Origin of the sequence: Flavobacterium sp. A45 (assembly GCF_002001005.1) — a bacterium.
Lineage (GTDB): Bacteria > Bacteroidota > Bacteroidia > Flavobacteriales > Flavobacteriaceae > Flavobacterium.
Map to the genome: position 1 here is coordinate 1 of NZ_MUNX01000076.1, position 19036 is coordinate 19036.

Consider the following 19036-nt stretch of genomic DNA (forward strand, 5'->3'; position numbering starts at 1 on the left):
ACGTATATATTTGTGAATATGAATAAGAAATATACAATAAAAGATATTGCTCAGTTGGCAGGAGTTTCGAAAGGAACTGTTGATAGAGTCCTGCATAAAAGAGGAAAAGTTTCTAATGAAGCATTAAAAAAGATTAACGAAGTTTTAAATGTTATAAACTACGAGCCCAATCTCATTGCCAGGAATTTAAAAAACAATAAAGTATATCGCATTTGTATATTGCTTCCAGATCCTATAATTGATCCCTATTGGCAGCCGTGCATTAAAGGGATTGAAGATGCATCACAAGAATTTAGAGCCTATAATTTTGCAATTGAAATTTATTTTTTTAATCCTGAAGAGAAAAAAACTTTTTTGAAAGTTAATGAAACTGTTTTGGATAAATCGCCAGATGCTGTTTTGTTACCGCCTTTATTCCACAAAGAATCATTGGATGTTATCAAAAAATATGAGGAGCTGAATATCATTGTAAATACCTTTAATAACCAAGTTGAATCCGATTCGATAAAGAGTTTCGTGGGGCAGGATTTATTCCAAAGCGGAAGAGTGGCCGCTAAATTATTGGATTTGCTTTTGAAAAAAGGACAGATTGCCGTTATCCATATTGATGAATCGATAAAGAATGCCATTCACATGCAGGAGAAGGAGAGGGGCTTCCGAAATTTTTTTAGTGAAAAAGAAAATCAGGATTATATTATTACGACCTTAAAATTAAAGAATCCGAATATTGAAATCAATTTCACTAATTTCCTTAACGAAAATCCCGATTTATCAGGAATCTTTATTTCCACTTCCAAAGCCTACCAAATTGCAAAAGTTATGAGTGAAAAAAAGGATAGAAAAATTGCAATTATCGGATATGATTTGATCGAGAATAATATAAATTATTTGAATCAAGGAGTGATTGATTTTTTAATTCATCAAAATCAGAAAAGACAGATCTATCTTGGTATTACATCAATAATTGAGTTTTTTCTTTTTGATAAACAAATTCCAAATACGATCCTTTTACCCATTGATATTGTCAATTCTGAAAATGCTTCGTTTTATACTGAATAATGTTTTTATTTTTTCAAAATTAGGATACCAAAAGATGAAGCGATGTGGAAATTGGGTGTTTCTGTATTTGGGTTTACCCATGTAATCCATGTAGGCTCTAAACTCCCGCTACTGTTTTGAGAATATTTTGCACGAAAAATTCCAGTTTCAATTTTATTCTCTTTGATTAAATTAAAATCTTTTAGGGATTGAATGGTAATTGCACCTTCAACAGTAAAAGAATCTTTTTTTACAGATGATTTAACTTCTATATCTTCCTTTGGCCAGCACCAACTAAAATCCAAATTTTTATTCGGATAAGCAATAAAATCCATTAACCGTGCATCAGTATCCATTTCTAAGCAGTAGTAAGGATTTAGTGAATTGTCCCGTCTAAAAAATAGTTCAACTCTATCTGAATTATTGATACTGTAAAAGCTGTCATCCTGTTTTTCAATGTGAATTTTTGAGTCAAAAACTGTAAAATTGAAGAATAATTTGTCGTAATCCCAAAGTGCTTTGAATATAATTTTTGATGGTTTTTCGTTATTCCATGGAGAACAAAAGTCGGTCAGTTTTATTGCATTTTTCCATAAAAAATGATCTCCTTTTCCTGAGAGCATTAATTGTTTTTTTGGAATTAAATTAACAGTGTATTTTTTTATTTCTTGATTCATTTTATACTGATTTTTTTCTTTGTTAAATTATGGGAACGGAAAGCTGGTTAATTTTTCTAGTGCAAATCAATTAGAAATAAAGTGCAAAATAGTCATGTTTTTTGTTTTATACTAGCGATTTTTATTTTTGTGTGTTCGAGAACATTTTTATTGCTTTTTCTTGTTTAATAAAAATGTTATCTATAGTTTCGTGATTTGAATTCAAATTTAACATCAGAATTTTATTTTTGAGTTCTTATAGGTAAAAGAATAAAAGCCATTAGATCAGTAAGATTGAATTGTGAAAAAGCATTTGAGAAATAATAAAACGAACATTGGTTTTAATAGGTTGCACTAATTTTTTAAGACATTTTTATTTTGTTTGTATTCAATGCCTATAATTTTTAATATAACTGTTTGGGACTAATACCAAGTCAATAAAAATAGCCACAGATTTTTTTAGTAATACTTATAAAATCTTTGAAATTTGTGGCAAAAAAAGGCGTGGTACGAATTATGGAAAGTCCCAATTTTTAATAACTAATTTAATAGAATAATGAAAACTACTTTTTTTAAATCCATCTTGACTATTTGTTGTGTATTGGGATGGCTAGCGTCTTCGGCACAAATGATTAAGACTCCAAGTCCAAAACGTTCTAAAGGGCAAACAGATGTTTTGCGTATGGCTTGCGCTCCATTGCCTACAGTTCGTGTCGCATTTATAGGATTGGGAATGAGAGGTCCTGGTGCTGTTGAGCGTATGACACATATTCCAGGAGTAGAGATTGTTGCTCTTTGCGATATGTTGGAAGACCGAACAAAATCAGCGAATCAGATTTTAGTGAAAGCTGGACTTCCAAAAGCGCAGGAATTTTTTGGAGATGCTAATGCTTGGCGAAAAGTAACCGCACTTCCAAATGTGGATCTTGTGTATGTTGCCACCGATTGGAAGCATCATGCTCTGATTGGCGTTCAGGCTATGAAAGACGGAAAGCACGTTGCTATTGAAGTGCCTGGCGCTATGACAATGGAAGAAATTTGGGATTTAATCAATACTTCTGAAAAAACAAGAAAACATTGTATGCAACTAGAGAATTGTGTGTATGATTTCTTCGAATTGACAACATTAAATATGGCGCAACAAGGATTGTTTGGTGAAATTCTTCATGCAGAAGGAGCTTATATTCACAATCTTGAACCTTTTTGGAAAGATTATTGGAATAATTGGCGTTTGGACTATAATAAAGCACATCGTGGAGATATTTATGCCACACATGGTATGGGACCAGTTTGTTTGGCATTGAATATCCATCGTGGAGATAAAATGAATTATTTGGTTTCTATGGATACTAAAGCTGTAGGAATTCCAGCTTTCATTAAAGAAACAACTGGAGAAGAAATTAAAGATTTTAAAAATGGGGATCATACCATGACCATGATTCGTACAGAAAAGGGCAAAACAATTCAGATTCAGCATGATGTAGCTAATCCTCGTCCATATAGCCGCATGTATCAGCTTACTGGAACAAAAGGATTTGCTAATAAATATCCTGTAGAAGGATACGCATTGGATTCTAAGTTGATAAGTTCTGATATTAAAATAAATCATGAAAACTTAAATGCCCATAGTTTTGTTCCTGCTGAAATAAAAAAGGCTTTGATGGAAAAATACAAACATCCAATTGTGGTAGGAATCGAAGAAAAAGCAAAGCAAGTTGGAGGACATGGAGGAATGGATTTTATAATGGATTACCGTTTGATTCATTGTCTTCAAAATGGACTCCCATTGGATATGGATGTTTACGACTTGGCTGAATGGTCTTGTTTGGCTCCATTGACAGAAACATCTCTAAATAATAATTCTGCTCCAGTTGAAATTCCGGATTTTACCCGTGGAGGTTGGGATAAATTAAAAGGATTGGAATTTTCTAAATAAAAAATGAATGTAAACAACCAATTAAAATAGATTTCCCAACTAAAATCCAAAGGTATTTAGTTGGGAAAGAATTGGATGTACTTAAAATTTTGATAAATGGAATTAAAGAGTGGCAATATTTTGATGAGATAGGTAAAATTTGATGAATACAAGTTTTGAAAATATGATTTAAAGAAATTTTTTTATATCTCTTTTTTTTTTAGGCAACGTCCTCTAGGTTCATCACCCTCATGAAGCACAATTTCGGAATGTAGGAACAGTGCAGCTTCTGCCGAATCTTTCACTTTGGTAGCACTGCGTTGCAACATTTCTGATTCAAACTCATTTAATACACTTTCCCTAACCCCAACTTTTCTCCATTGAGATAAAGGTTTACAACCTCTTGAAATACTTCGAGCCAACGAGAGTGCATCGAGTAGCGCCTGATTTGCACCCTGTCCTTTGAAAGGACTCATTGGGTGAGCTGCATCTCCAATCAGAGTCACTTGACCGCCTTTTTTCAACAATTCTGACTTTAGTAATTCCCTGTCATAAACGGGATAGCCAGAAATCTGAGTTGCTAAAGTTGCTGCTATAATCTGAGGAATAGGATCATGCCATTGAGTTCTGAGGCATGCTTCTTCCTTGAGAGCTTGAGGTCCTTGCTCGCTTAATGCTTTAGCTTCTTCTTCTGACATTGGGAAGCTAAGCTGCCACATCACCGAGGTTGAGGTATATGGCATTATATAGATTCTCTCATTGCCATTGGCGGTTTGGAATACAGTAGCCGAATCCAATAAAGAACTGTTAAGGTTTTCGAGAGTACTCAAAGGACAAATACCCAATATCACAATACAGCCTAGGTAACGCAAAGGGGTAATGTCTTCACTAATAAGCAATCTCCGTACCGAACTGCGAATACCATCGGCTCCAACCACAAGATCTGCCTTCAAGTTTTTTATCTCTCCATTCACTTGAAAAGTCAGATCGACACCTTTATTTTCAGATTCCTTATAATTTACTAATTGATGTCCCCATTGTACTCCCTCATGCCCACCTAGTTGCTCAAGTAAAGCTAAGCGCAAAGATTGTCGTGCAATATGCACATTTGTGCGCTTCGGTGACATTTTTACATCTGATGGCATCCACTTTCTGATGCCCCATTCGCCGATTACTTTTCCTTCTGTAGTATGAACCAAATGCCTGGTAGAAATGACTCCTTCTTTTAATGAAAAAATACCGAATCCCTCAATCGCTTTACTGGCTTGCTGCAGAGTGAGTCCGTATCCCTGAGATCGGGCATCGAAGTTGTTATCACGTTCATAAAGAGTAAAAGGGATTCCGCGGTGCAAACATGCCACAGCTAGAGCCACTCCGCCTATACCGCCCCCAATAATCGCTACATGCGGATAGTTTTCGATATCAGCCGTAGGTGGGCTGGCAGAAGGAAGCAGTCCAGATCCGGAACAGTTCAAACATAAGGATAGATGCGCCTTAGGGCGAATTGGAGCCGTTCCTTCGCCTTTCGTCTTTTCAAATTGATTGAGTGCTGTCTGATAACGGAGTCGCACTTTCTTGCTGAGCCTTTGACTTTTTTTTCCGCGTCCCTGACATTCGGGACAAACTGTCCAGCTAGCACTTTCATTTTCTGCTTTTTTCACATCTACTTTATTTTGCTTGAACTTGATCGCCTGTGGCAAAGTGATTCATTTTAAGGATATAGTAAAATTGTAGTTTTTTCTTTTTTAATTTTTCTTTGGATATTTATCAAAGTTAAAAGTAAAAATAAATGGGACAGAAGAAGAATTTTCTTCCTTGTCCCGTTGATTGACTCCAAAGATATAATTTTCAAACCATTTTAGTCAAGATTTTTTTTAAAAGGGCATGCATTCAAGTTAATCTGTAGGATGTTTTTTTTATATGACTATCCGTAACTAATACCAAACAGTTAGAATTAGCAACAGATTACACAGATTTATTTTCAAAAACGGTACTGAAATCTGTGAGAATCTGTTTAATCTGTGGCAAAAAAATATACATGGTACTCTTCGCGGACAGTCATTTTTTTAAATTAAATAATGGCGGTTTATATGTAACACCTGTGCATTTCTATTTATTCTGAATTCAATCAATAATTATAAAGCAAACTATTCTAATTGAAAAAGCCTTTAAAATTTTTAGTTTTAAAGGCTTTTTCTTCTTCAAAAAACAATCTAATTATTAACCATTACAGAATATTAGTTTTTCTGTTCAGCAATTGTAGATTTATTGAGTTTAATGATTCTTATTATTTTATTTGAATTATCGGACAAGAAAATACGATCGTTAAGTTGAGCGGTACTGACAATATTTCCAAAAGGATTTTGTCCCATAATATCGGATGCATTAAGTACTTGGGAGTATTTTTGATTGATAAAATCTTCTTTTGAATAAAGACTTACATAATTTAAATCTCCCGAAGTTTCAGTGGTTACCGCCCAGTTTGTACTAAAATTTACAGAAACAGGTTTTGTACTCAAGAAAGGCGGAATTTCTGGTTCAATTGGTGTGATTAAAGAGTTTGCCGCATTGGTTTTAATATTGGCAATGTTATAATACAAGTAACTTTTAGCATCCCTTCCTGCAACAACTAAATTTCCGGAAAATACGTCCATAGAGTATATTTCTGTACTTCCTTTTAAGGTATTTAATTTAGCGATTGGCGTTAAATTCCAATTACTTGTATCAGTAATTTGTGATGTTTCAAAAACTTTAATGATGTTGTTTTTCTCTTTTACAAAGACCAATCCGTCTTTTACAACAACGCCAAAAACATGCACAAAAGTCTGCCACCATTGACCATTTCCAACTGTATTGATTCCTAAAAAGGTATTTTCATCAAGTACAAAAAGCCTCGAATTTGTGCTTCCTAAATAAATTCGCCCTTTATCAATACTTATTGATGATAATTGAGTTAATGGAATTGTAGTGTTTCCTTTAGTATAACTTGAGATTGTTTTTATGTGAGCCAGGGTGACTGCGCTAAAAACCTCTAAAACATCTCCATTACATACATATAATTGTTCGTTTGCTATTGCAATTCCTTTTGGGTCTAATGTACCACTGCCATCACCAATTTGTTTTGCAGTAATTACTGCGTTATCAGTTGGATAGTAGTAATCGTAATTGGTTGGTTCGATATCATAGCTGTCTTTGCTGCAATTGGTAAAAAAGCAAAGTAATAAAACTAAAAATAACAGTTTTTTCATGTTGATTTTATTGATTAATTCCATTTTCCTTCTCCTTTATATTTTAATAAAAATGGATTTTTTGGGTTTATTGTAAATACTGGTTTCTTGTAAGTTCCAGTTAAATAGTTGGTTTTTGTCCAACCTTTTAAAACTTCAGGATCTGTAAATGGTAGGTCATTTAAATAAATTAAATATTTATAAAAATGAGTAAGCATTCCCTGCTGACCGCCTCCTTCACCGCTATTTGCTAAATTACTGCTGTGGCCAAAACCAATATGATGTGAGTACTCATGCGACCAAACTGACATTTCGCCAAGCCAATGTCCTGTTACATATCCAGATTCCCATTGCGATGCCAAAGGGCCACCACCAAGTGCGGCATCGCCGCCAACCATTGCTAAATAAACAGTTCGGTTGTTAAGATAATTCCAGTATATTTTTTCAATTTCATCTTTTGTAAAATAATCATAAGTTCCATTTGCATCATCTGCATTCCCATGCCAATTCAGAGCGCCATTTACAGCAGTTCCAGCAAGAGTTGCCTGGTCTTTTTTGTATTGGTCATAATTTGTAAAAGTGCTATAATACACAGGATGACTCAATGCATACGAATAATTGATAATCATCGTAATTGCTTCTTTTGCTAAAACTGGATTCATTGGCAGAAATTTGCCAAGTTCATTTATATGATAGGAATCGCTAAATTGAACTAAATGAGATGATTTTATTTTTTTGAATTTCTGAAATAAAGGATCACTTGATTCAACCGAAAACTCGATTGCGCCAGAGGAGAAACCTTCAATTTGATCAATTGTTACTGTATTTCCTGTTTCGAGTTCGTAATCATTCTTTCCTTCTGTAAGCGGGATTTTATGAAATGACCGATGAAAAGCCGGTATTTTAGTAAAATTGTAAATCAAAAATCGTTTTTCATAATTTGGCAGTTTAGCATAGATTTTTACATTCGTTAATCCTACAGGCGAATACAGCGAAATTTGTACTGAATCTTTTCCTTTTTGAATTACTTGCAGCGGTTGATTTACCCTGAACCAGCGATCTGTTTTGTTATACATTTTTGAAGGACTTTCGTCATCTTCAAACATGGTCATTGGCCGATTTCCTTTTGGTAATTCACTTGCATCAATGCTAGCCTGATAATTGGGCTGATACAAATCACGTTCGGTTTCCTGATCGCTGCACCCAAAAGTTATACCTGCTAATAAGGCAAAAAGTGCAAAAAAATAATTGTTTTTTTTCATATGATTTAATTCAGATTTGGGGTTTAGTGCTTTGATTTTAATCGATTATTAGTTATTAAGTTTTTTGTAGGTGTATTTTTAATAATTAAGTAAAAATAAGTTTGCAAAAATAAATAATCGAAAAAACTTTGTATGGTCAAATGCGACATATTTATAATTACTGCTCGAATGCAATTAATTCAAATAAAAAACCTTTAAAATATAACATTTGTTAATGCTTAAAGTTTTGAATATTCAATATTTACTAGTTGTTTAGGTATGTACGATTAAATAAAGAATAAGATTAATTCAGCCAGAAAAAATAAAAAAAAGCGAAATTTTAATGTTGACGAACTTCTGATGGCAAGTTTCCAAACCGTTTTTTAAAACTTGCGGTAAATCTGCTGGATGAATTATATCCAGTTGTATTTGCAATGTCCTTTATGTTGATTTCAGGATTTGTAATTAATTGCTTAGCAAATAGCATGTTTTTTTCCTTGTGATAATTCAACATCGAAAATCCGTAGATAATTTTAAAATTTGCTTTAAGTTTTGTTGGAGAAGTATTAACCTCTTTTGCAATATATTCAATGCCCTGAAAAGGCAAATGCAGATTATTCATGATTATTTTTTCCGCCTTAGCGGCATTGCTGTAGTCTAAATTACTTAAAGATATATTATCTAAAAAACGGCTGTCATTTGAAACGTTTTTAAAAAAATCAATAATTAATAGTGTACTTTTTTTCCTTAGAGCTGTATGGTCAAAATTTAGGTTGTTTCCGTTCTGAATAATTTCGGATAAGTCTTTTGCTAAACCATGAGTATCAGGACTAATATCTACCCATCTATAAAAGCCTCGTTTATTGTTTAAGAATTGAATGATAGTCTTTCTTTCCATTATTTTTTTTGAAGAAAGCAATTTTTTTACCCAGTCTTTTTTCATTGCAAAACTGATAATCTTGCCATCGGTCTGTTTATAAAAATAATTAGGAACCTCCGTATAGGGTTTATTAAAAGTCCAAGAAGTATTTAAAAGTGATATTTGCTGAGAATCTTTGACAATAAATTTATGCTGAAATAGAGTTAAATTAAGGAAATAATAATCATTGAAAGTGTTTTCATCATAGCTTGATATTGTTACAATGTTTTGCTTTATATTCATATTGGTCAATAAAACCCATAAACCTTTTTCAATTTTCCTGTAATATATGCATGCCTTATATATGGCACTTGTTACGGAAATAAATTGACTGGCAACATTATGTTTTGCGATAGGTAAGCTTTTGAGTCCCTCTATCATCGATTGAGGAGAATTGTATAAATAGGGTAATTGAAAAAAATCATCCTTTAGCAGAAAAAGGTATTTATGAATATGTTTTGGCCAATTGTCTAAATTCATGATGATAACTATAAAATAAAGTGCTCTTGAATATTTGCTTTATTTTTTGAAATATTAAATTATTGTTTAATTGTCTTTAAAGATACCGCAGCTTTTCTTCTTCAATATCTAAATAATGCATTTGTCTTCTTATAATTGATTCGTCAAGACTTTGATCTTCTCTGTTTTTATTGATAAGCCAATGCCTTTGCTGATGTAATAAATCCAGATAAATAACTTTAAGATCCTCACCAATTGATTCGTCATCGATTCCGTTACTGTGCTGTTCCCATTTCAAAATAAGATGCTGTAGTGAAGGATTGCTTTCCACTTGATCACCATAATTGGTTTTTAAGTAATGTGTTGCAAATTCAGCTAATTCCTGTCGAACGTTATTATAAACTTCAGTTCGTGATAAGGTATCGTCGTCATTATCGGTTAGAATTTTTTTGATAAAATAAGGCAGTGTTAATCCTTGAATTAATAAGGTCAAAAGAATAACAATGAAAGTGATAAACAGGATTAGATTACGCTGCGGAAACCCGTTGCCGTTATTGAGATAGACAGGTATAGATAATGCTGCAGCCAGTGAGACTACACCGCGCATTCCCGTCCAGCCAAGTATAAAAGGCACTTTATATCCCGGATTTTTGCTGTCTGCTACTTTGATGAAATTACGGGCAATGAGTGTTACAATTACAGCACCATACGAAGACAGGATTCTGCTGACAATCAAAACAATCGTAATCAGCACGCCGTATCCAACTGCTGTAGGAATGCTAATATTCACTTCTTCCAGTCCTTTGGTGATTTGAGGTAGATCTAATCCTATCAGCATGAAAACAAATCCGTTAAGAATAAAACAAAAGCTTTCCCAGACGTTTACCCCCCGAATTCGGGATCTACTACTCAGAAAACGATGTCTGTTATTAGACAAAAGCAAGCCGGCACTCACAACTGCCAATACACCGGAACAGTGAACCTCTTCGGCAGCGAGATAGATAATATAAGGAGTTAGCAATGTCAGCACGCTGTCTGCATTCACATCAGTCGGCAGGTATTTATGCGCTTTCATAAAAATCCAGCCAATCAGTAAACCAATTGAAACACCGCCAACAATCATCCAGCTAAAACTCACTGCGGCTTTGTGAAATATAAACTGCTCGGTTGCCACAGCAATCATTGCAAATCTAAAAATGATTAAGGATGAGGCATCGTTCAGCAGACTTTCACCTTCTAAAATCGACGAAATGGTTTTTGGAACTTTAACGAATTTCAAAATGGCACCTGCACTTACAGCATCTGGCGGTGAAACAATGCCGCCTAGCACAAATCCCAATGCCAATGAAAATCCCGGAATAACATAATTGGCAACTAATGCTACCGAAAGCGCAGATACAAAAACGACCACAAAAGCAAAGCTTGTTATAATGCGTCTCCAGCGCCACATTTCTTTCCAGGAAACTGTCCATGCTGCTTCATAAAGTAACGGAGGCAGGAAAATAAAGAATATCAGATCAGGTTCTATATTTATTATAGGTATGCCAGGTATAAAACTTATAACCAAACCCGCCAGAACTAATAGTATAGGGTAAGCTACTTTTATTTTATTAGCCAACATAATCAGCAATAAAATAACGAGCAATATACCAAGATAAAAAGGAAAATTTTCAAGCATTCGTTTTGTTTTTTAAAGCAGTTTCTGGTTTGGGCTTCGGTATTCTGTTGGAGTGAACATTCGGTTAAAATGCTTTTTGACTGATAGTGTTAAGTATCAAAAAAACGATTTTTGGCTAAATTAGTCAAATTTAATTGATTGCAGTCTTCAGCAGACTTGCTTGTCTTTTATTTTGTTGAATCACCAAAGAATTGTGATAAAGAACTAATGTACTGCAAAAGATGCAGTATTAACGTTTATGGTTTGTAAATACGCAATTGTAAGTATTGCAAAAGTAAAGGAATCATAAAAAACAATTTTTATGATTCCTTTCTATTAAAACCTTTTCGCTCCACCTGAGATTTAAGAACATTAAAATCGATGTAAAAAAGCTTTTTTATTTATCTGATGATGTTTTGAGTGATTGGTTTGACCTTATCTTTCAGTAATGTGTTTAAAATAGGCCACCTATTTTTCTCAATATTGGCATACCGACTGGAACTTACGATTCACCGTTAAAATTCGAAACTGAATCCTTTTTTAGTCAGTTTTTGGTAAATCTCAGGGTCAAATTCATAAAGCTGGGCAGCTCTGTATTTTGCATTTTGCTGTTTCTCTGGCAAGGTCTTAAGTAGTTTCATATTCAAGAATTTACGTCTAAAATTAGGTTTGTCCATTTCATACCCTAAAATTTCTTCATATAAACGCATAAGTTCAAGCAAGGTGAATTTTTTTGGAAGCAGAGAAAAACCTATAGGTGCCTTTTTGACTTTCTTTCGAAGCTTTTTAATAGCATATTTTAAAATAGTACTGTGATCAAATGCCAATTCTGGCAGTTCTCCAATGCTATACCATTGCGCGTCAGATGTATTGTCTCCGGCTGTGATGTTGTAGTCTGTGCGTTTGATTACGGCATAGTAGCCTATTGTGACAATTCGCGCTTCGGGATAACGGTCGGGAGCACCGAATGCTTTTAGCTGCTTGAGATAAATGTTGTCAAGTCCTGTAACTTTTTTTAGCAGTCTGTACGCGGCTTCTTTTATATGTTCTTTCTCGGTTATCCACCCTCCAGGAAGCCCCCATTGGCCTATAGACACTCCTTCACCATGCTGTACAAGGAGTATTTTAAGGCTTCCGTTGTCATACCCAAATACTACACAGTCAATGGTTATGTCTCGCATTACCCATGTAGTATCATTATTGTCGAGCTTGTTGTTTTTTTTGCTTTCTGCCACAATTAGATTTGCTTTTTTGTATGATATAATCAGAATTCATCTTAATTTATTATAGCAAAAATATTAAAAACTTACATAAGTAGTCACTATGACTATATTAATAATTGAATTTATTCCTTTTTTTTGCTGAAAATGTAATAATTGTACAAAACACACTTATTTATTTTTACTTTGAAAAAAATGCTATATTTTTACACAATCGCTTGCATTTATGATTTTTTTTAAGATACTGTATTTTTATGTAGTTTTTTTTGCTGATTCACCTGCTAATTAATAGTTTTCTTGAAAAGTCAAAATTTGATGGTAAGGTACTTTGAGAAGTTTTTTGAAGTTGCTTACTTAATAAATACGGTTCAGAACCTAATGATGAGATTGCAAAGAAGGATTATTTGTATAGTTAAGAATTAGATCAATTATTTACAATGAAAATTATTTTAATATTCTTGTTTTTAGGGGTTTCAGGGTATTCACAGGAGAATAGGTATCTTAAACTATGGTATGATACGCCATCTGGTAAGGTGTGGGAAAATGCACTGCCTATCGGGAATGGTTTTCAGGCAGCAATGGTTTATGGAAATGTTGAGAAAGAAATTCTTCAATTGAATGAAGGTACTGTTTGGAGTGGGAGTCCCAATAGAAATGATAATCCCAGTGCAAAAAATGCTTTGAATGAAATAAGAAAGCTTCTTTTTCAAGGTGAATATAAAAATGCCGAAAAATTAATTAATGAAAATATAATTACTAAAAAATCGCACGGACAGATGTTTCAGCCTGTGGGGAATTTAGAATTAAGTTTTCCTGATCAGCAAAATTATACTAGTTATTATCGTGAACTGGATATAGAAAACGCTGTTGCAAAAACAGTTTATAAAGTAAATGGAGTTACTTATACCCGTGAGGTATTTGCATCTTTTCCTGACAGAGTAATAATTATTAGGCTTTCTGCTGATAAACAGGGTCAATTATCTTTTACCGCAGGTTTTACATCAGAACATAAGAAGCAAAAAATTACGATCAATAACAATAATGAACTCTCGCTTTGGGGAACTACAAGTGATCATGAAGGAGTAGAAGGTAAGGTTAAATTTAATGCACTTGCCAAATTCAAAACAGAAGGAGGAAGTATAAATGCAACGGAAAATACAATAAAAATAGAGAAAGCAAATTCGGTATCGATATATGTTTCTATTGCATCCAATTTTATTAATTATCAAAACATTGGCGGAGACGAAAATAAACTCGCAAGATCTTTCCTGGATAAAGCATTTAATAAAAATTTTGATAAGATGAAAAAAGCTCATATTGCTGATTATCAAAAATATTTTAAAAGAGTTAAGCTTGATTTGGGTTCTTCAGAAGAAGCTAAATTGCCAACAGACAAGAGACTGGCAAATTTTAGGAATGTTTTAGACCCTTCATTCGTGACGCTATATTATCAGTACGGCAGGTATTTGTTAATCTCGTCTTCACAGCCAGGAGGTCAGCCAGCTAATCTTCAGGGAATTTGGAATCACAGCATGAAGCCAGCCTGGGACAGTAAATACACTATAAATATTAATACTGAGATGAATTATTGGCCGGCCGAGAAAACAAATCTGTCCGAAATGCATGAGCCTCTTTTAAAAATGATTCAGGAACTTGCAGAAACTGGTAAGGAAACAGCCAAAGTGATGTATGGAGCCAGAGGTTGGATGGCGCATCATAATACTGATATCTGGAGAATTAACGGGGCGGTTGATGGTGCAACTTGGGGAGTTTGGAATGCAGGTGGTGGTTGGTTAAGTCAACATTTATGGGAACATTATTTATATTCTGGCGATAAAGAATATCTTCAATCAGTATATGAAGTACTAAAAGGTGCTGCAGTTTTTTATTCCGACTTTTTGGTAAAGGATTCTGCAAATGGCTGGTTAGTTATAGCTCCGGGGAATTCACCTGAAAATTCGCCTAAAGCACATCAAGGTTCTGCTATGACAGCTGGCTCTACTATGGATAATCAAATCGTGTTCGATGTGTTTAGTACGGCTATAAAGGCATCAGAAGTATTGGGAAAAGATAAAGATTTTGCCGACAGTCTTAGAGTTATGAGAAAAATGCTTCCACCGATGCAGATTGGTAAATACAATCAATTGCAGGAATGGCTTGATGATGCAGATGATCCAAAAGATAATCACCGCCATATTTCTCATCTGTACGGTCTTTATCCTTCTAACCAGATTTCGCCTTACAGAACTCCGGAGCTTTTTGCTGCCGCAAAAAATACCCTGCTGCAAAGAGGCGATGTTTCTACAGGATGGAGTATGGGGTGGAAAGTAAATTGGTGGGCAAAAATGCAGGATGGAAATCATGCTTATTCACTTATTCAAAATCAGCTGACACCGCTTGGAGTTAATGCGGACGGAGGCGGAACTTATAATAATCTATTTGATGCGCATCCGCCATTTCAAATTGATGGGAATTTTGGCTGTACATCCGGAATTACCGAAATGCTGATGCAAAGTTCGGATGGAGCAATTCATTTATTGCCTGCATTACCTGATGTATTAAAAGATGGAAATATAAGCGGATTAAGAGCTCGTGGCGGATTTGAAGTTAAGGAGCTGATCTGGAAACAAGGAAAAGTAGTTGCTGTAAACATTCAGTCTAATCTCGGCGGAAACTTAAGATTGAGAACTCCAAATGAAATTATTCTTAAGAACAGCAAAAATCTGAAAATAGCATCAGGAGAAAATACAAATGTGTTTTATCAGGTTGAGGAGATCAAAAAAACACTTATATCAAAGGAAGCTGCTATAAAGCCATTAGATGTAAAACCAACTTATTTATATGATTTAAATACTGCAAAAGGTAAGATCTACACTTTTGTAATTAAATAATTTCTTTAAAAACATTATGCGAAACCAATTTATTCTATTGTTTTTTATTTTAACCGTTGCTTCATTTGCTCAAAAAAATGATCCAGCCAAAGAATTAAAAACAAATGTCACTGGAAAAGTTTTTAAATATACCAATCCTATTACTAGAGATTCTATTCTTTCCATGCGGGATTATATGATCAACAAAGTCGGGGATAAGTGGTATGCTACAGGGACTTCCAATCCTATATGGACAGGACCAAATCCGGGTGTTAAGCTTTTAGTTTCTGATGATATGATAAACTGGAAATTTCATTCTTACTTAATTGATGCTAGTAAATTACCTGAAGATTGTCCCTATAACGGCCGTTTTTGGGCACCCGAAATTCATTTTATTCAAAACAAATATTGGCTTACGGTTAACAGCGGAAAAGTAACCAAAGAAGATCCTAAAGGCATGAACACGCATAGTATCTGGCTTTTTTCTGCAGATAAAATTACAGGACCTTACAAACTAGTTAATGGCCCATTGACTCCTCAGTATAATAATGATTCCACTTTATTTGAAGACGATAATGGCGATACTTATTTGTACTGCAGTGGTAACGGTCTTTTTCAAGCTAAAATTGATCTGAAGTCCGGAAAATTATCGACACCAATTGAGAAATTTTTAGATAAAAAACAGCCGGGTTATCCTGAGTGGATGATTGGTGGTATCGAAGGACCTTTTGTTATTAAAAAAGAGGGTACTTATTTTATGTTTTTCTCCAGCTGGACACGAGGTTATGAAGTAGGGCTTTTAAAATCAAAATCACCGCTTGGGCCTTGGGAATTGGCATCTCGTGAGCCAATTTTTGGTACCCGAAAAAAAGGGTATCGTCCAGAATTAGCTGTCAGTGGCGGTTACGATCATTTGAAGTTTACAGATACTCAGGATCCTTATCAGGAAACCGGTCATAATGCACTGTTTATAGGTCCTGATGGAAATTTATGGACATCCTGCCATTATTTTATGGACGAAAAAAGACCATATCCATATAGCCAGAGCTTTCAGCAATGGGAAAAATTTCCTCAAATGGGAATTGAACCTGTACACTATGCAAATGGGATGTTTTATATAAAAGAGCCTACTTGGACAGAACAAATTGTACCAATTAATAAATAAAGTTCTAATACATAATTCAGATGGTAGTATTCAAAAGTAATACAAACTGAAAAAGGAGTGTTAGCAATTAAAATAAAATAAATTATGAAATTCAAAAGTATATTAACAACCCTTGTGATTATTGCAATAGCAAATACATTACATGCTCAAAACCCAATAATAACGGATGTTTTTACGGCAGATCCAGCTCCATTAGTATATAAAAATACTGTATATCTGTATACTGGACATGATGGAGCTACTACCGAAGATACAAATTACAAAATGCCTGATTGGCGTGTGTATTCCTCTAAAGATATGGTGAATTGGAAAGATCATGGTTCTCCTTTATCCCCGTCAACTTTTTCATGGGCAACAGGAGATGCCTATGCAGCACAATGTGTGGAACGCGGAGGTAAGTTTTATTGGTTTGTATCCACATTTCATAAGGCAGATAATAATAGTAAGGGAGGGGCTGCAATAGGAGTAGCGGTTTCGGATAGTCCTACAGGCCCTTTTAAAGATGCTATAGGTAAAGCTTTGATTACAAATGAAATGACAACCGATAACAAGCATTCCTGGGATGATATTGATCCGTCTGTTTTGATTGATGATGATGGACAGGCCTATCTTTTTTGGGGACACGCAAGCTGTAAATGGATTAAACTAAAAAAGAATATGATTGAAACTGAAGGAGAGATAAATACGTTCAAACCTAAGAATTATATAGAAGGGCCTTGGGTGTACAAAAGAAAAAATCTCTACTACTTGGTGTATGCAAGTGCTGGAACTAAACCAGAAATGATTGAATATTGTACCGCTGATAAAATTACAGGGCCATGGACCTATCAGGGAATAATTCAGGAAAATGTTCCTAATAGTTTTACAACTCATCCAGGCATTGTAGATTTTAAAGGGAAGTCCTATTTTATGTATCACAATGGTGCACTTCCTACCGGCGGAAGTTACAGACGTTCTATTTGTATTGATTATATGTATTACAATCTAGATGGAACTATTCAAAAAATCATTCAGACTAAAGAAGGCGTAAAAGCGGCTAAATAAAAATACGAAGATGAAAATAAGATCCACCTTTTTTTATGTCATAATGCTGGTTAGTTTTTTTGTAGCTAATAATTATGCACAGGAAAATAAAGCGAAAAATCCTGTGATTTATGCTGATGTACCTGACTTATCCATAATTAGAGTTGGCGGTACATACTATATGAGCAGCACCACAATGCACATGAATCCGGGTGTACCCATTATGAAATCCAATGACTTAGTCAATTGGAAACTTATTAATTATGCTTATGAAACACTGGAGGATAATGATGATAAGCTAAATTTAGATAATGTCAAAAATGATTATGGCAGAGGTTCATGGGCGAGCAGTCTGCGCTATCATAATGGAATATATTATGTCAGTACTTTTTCTGGAACAACTGGCAAAACATACATTTTTTCTACAAAAAATTTAGAAAAAGGTCCTTGGAAAAAAACTGTTTTAAATACTTCTTACCACGATCATTCCATTTTTTTTGATGATGACGGCAAAGTGTATATGATTTGGGGAGCTGGAAAACTTGAAATTATTGAATTGAATAATGATCTTTCAGCAGTTAAAGAAGAAACGAAAAGAGTTTTAATAGAAAATGCAAGTGCTCCAGCTGGAAACAATATTATGCTGAATTCTGAAGGATCTCAGCTTTTTAAGGTGAAAGGCAAATATTATTTATTTAATATTTGCTGGCCAAAAGGAGGGATGCGCACCGTAGTTATACACAGAGCCGATAACATTTCAGGGCCTTGGCAAGGAAAAATCAGCTTACAGGATTTAGGTGTTGCACAAGGCGGACTTATCGACACTCCGGATGGAAAATGGTTTTCTTATTTATTTAGAGATGCTGGAGGTGTAGGGCGAATTCCTTATTTAGTGCCTGTGAAATGGGAAGATGGCTGGCCAATATTAGGCAATAACGGCAAAGTGCCAGAGAATCTTGATCTGCCAGCCAGCAAAGGTCTTATTCCTAATATTGTTAATTCTGATGATTTTACACGTAAAAGCGAAGAAAAAGAATTGCCATTAGTGTGGCAATGGAATCACAACCCAGATAATTCACTTTGGTCTGTCAAAGAAAGAAAAGGATATTTAAGATTAAAAACAGCCAGAATAGACAGCAGTTTTGTTCAGGCTAAAAATACACTCACACAAAGAACTTTTGGACCGGAAAGTTTGGGGGAAACACTTGTAGAAGTTTCTAAAATGAAAGAAGGTGACTTAGCAGGACTTTCTTTGCTTCAAAAGGAATATGGATTGATAGCTGTAAAAATTGAAAGAGGCTCTAAAAAAATTGTAATGATTGATGCTGTAAAAGGAATTCCAAAAGAAATTGCAAGTGTAGCTTTAAATCAAGATAAAGTGTATTTCAAAGCAGAATGTGATTTTAAAGACAATGCAGATGCGGGCAGATTTTATTACAGTCTTGATGGAAAAAAATGGATCAGCATAGGAAACACAATAAAACTGCCTTATACACTTCCTCATTTTATGGGGTATCGATTTGGTTTGTTTAACTATGCTACTAAAAATACAGGCGGTTTTGCAGATTTTGATTATTTCCATATTGATGATAAAATTTCAAAAGCGAATTAGTTGCCTTCTCGTCAAAAAAATACTATTTAAATGC

The 19036-nt window shown here is 34.4% G+C and carries 13 protein-coding genes; 6 read left to right on the plus strand and 7 right to left on the minus strand.

Annotation, left to right across the window (positions count from 1 at the left end):
• Positions 1–1059: substrate-binding domain-containing protein (locus tag B0E44_RS08835; RefSeq protein WP_371594751.1), on the plus strand; the 1059-nt coding region annotated here is incomplete at its 5' end.
• Between the two features lie 5 nt (positions 1060–1064).
• Here the strand turns inward: B0E44_RS08835 and B0E44_RS08840 are convergent.
• The gene (locus B0E44_RS08840; protein ID WP_254423271.1) at positions 1065–1715 is read right to left on the minus strand and encodes a sugar-binding protein; all 651 of its coding nucleotides are present in this window, start codon (positions 1713–1715) and stop codon (positions 1065–1067) included.
• A 535-nt stretch (positions 1716–2250) separates the two neighbouring features.
• On the opposite strand from B0E44_RS08840, the gene B0E44_RS08845 reads away from it, so the two are divergent.
• Entirely contained in the window at positions 2251–3630 is a 1380-nt protein-coding gene (locus B0E44_RS08845; protein ID WP_077373196.1) for a Gfo/Idh/MocA family protein, read from the plus strand.
• A 182-nt stretch (positions 3631–3812) separates the two neighbouring features.
• Here B0E44_RS08845 and B0E44_RS08850 read toward each other — a convergent pair whose 3' ends face one another.
• The 6 genes from B0E44_RS08850 to B0E44_RS08875 form a co-directional block, all read right to left on the minus strand.
• Complete coding sequence (locus tag B0E44_RS08850) at positions 3813–5270, minus strand: NAD(P)/FAD-dependent oxidoreductase (protein WP_077373293.1); 1458 nt, start codon at positions 5268–5270, stop codon at positions 3813–3815.
• A gap of 576 nt (positions 5271–5846) precedes the next feature.
• Positions 5847–6857: a hypothetical protein gene (locus B0E44_RS08855; protein ID WP_254423272.1), complete on the minus strand. Its 1011-nt coding sequence runs from the start codon at positions 6855–6857 to the stop codon at positions 5847–5849.
• Positions 6858–6871: 14 nt separating this feature from the next.
• Positions 6872–8098, minus strand: coding sequence for a hypothetical protein (locus B0E44_RS08860; RefSeq protein ID WP_077373202.1), 1227 nt, complete (start codon positions 8096–8098; stop codon positions 6872–6874).
• 319 nt (positions 8099–8417) lie between these two features.
• Positions 8418–9476, minus strand: a complete 1059-nt coding sequence (locus B0E44_RS08865; protein ID WP_077373205.1) for an AraC family transcriptional regulator — start codon at positions 9474–9476, stop codon at positions 8418–8420.
• 76 nt (positions 9477–9552) lie between these two features.
• Positions 9553–11133: a Na+/H+ antiporter gene (locus B0E44_RS08870; protein WP_077373208.1), complete on the minus strand. Its 1581-nt coding sequence runs from the start codon at positions 11131–11133 to the stop codon at positions 9553–9555.
• 494 nt (positions 11134–11627) lie between these two features.
• The gene (locus tag B0E44_RS08875) at positions 11628–12293 is read right to left on the minus strand and encodes an NUDIX domain-containing protein (RefSeq protein WP_077373296.1); all 666 of its coding nucleotides are present in this window, start codon (positions 12291–12293) and stop codon (positions 11628–11630) included.
• 476 nt (positions 12294–12769) lie between these two features.
• On the opposite strand from B0E44_RS08875, the gene B0E44_RS08880 reads away from it, so the two are divergent.
• The 4 genes from B0E44_RS08880 to B0E44_RS08895 all read left to right on the plus strand — a co-directional run bounded on the left by B0E44_RS08880 (position 12770) and on the right by B0E44_RS08895 (position 19002).
• On the plus strand, positions 12770–15223 hold the full coding sequence (locus B0E44_RS08880; protein WP_077373211.1) for a glycoside hydrolase N-terminal domain-containing protein: 2454 nt from the start codon (positions 12770–12772) through the stop codon (positions 15221–15223).
• A gap of 16 nt (positions 15224–15239) precedes the next feature.
• A complete protein-coding gene (locus tag B0E44_RS08885) occupies positions 15240–16367 on the plus strand; it encodes a glycoside hydrolase family 43 protein (protein WP_077373214.1) in 1128 nt (375 codons plus the stop codon).
• 84 nt (positions 16368–16451) lie between these two features.
• Entirely contained in the window at positions 16452–17411 is a 960-nt protein-coding gene (locus tag B0E44_RS08890; RefSeq protein WP_077373217.1) for a glycoside hydrolase family 43 protein, read from the plus strand.
• Between the two features lie 10 nt (positions 17412–17421).
• Complete coding sequence (locus tag B0E44_RS08895) at positions 17422–19002, plus strand: glycoside hydrolase 43 family protein (RefSeq protein ID WP_077373220.1); 1581 nt, start codon at positions 17422–17424, stop codon at positions 19000–19002.
• Positions 19003–19036: the final 34 nt, after the last annotated feature.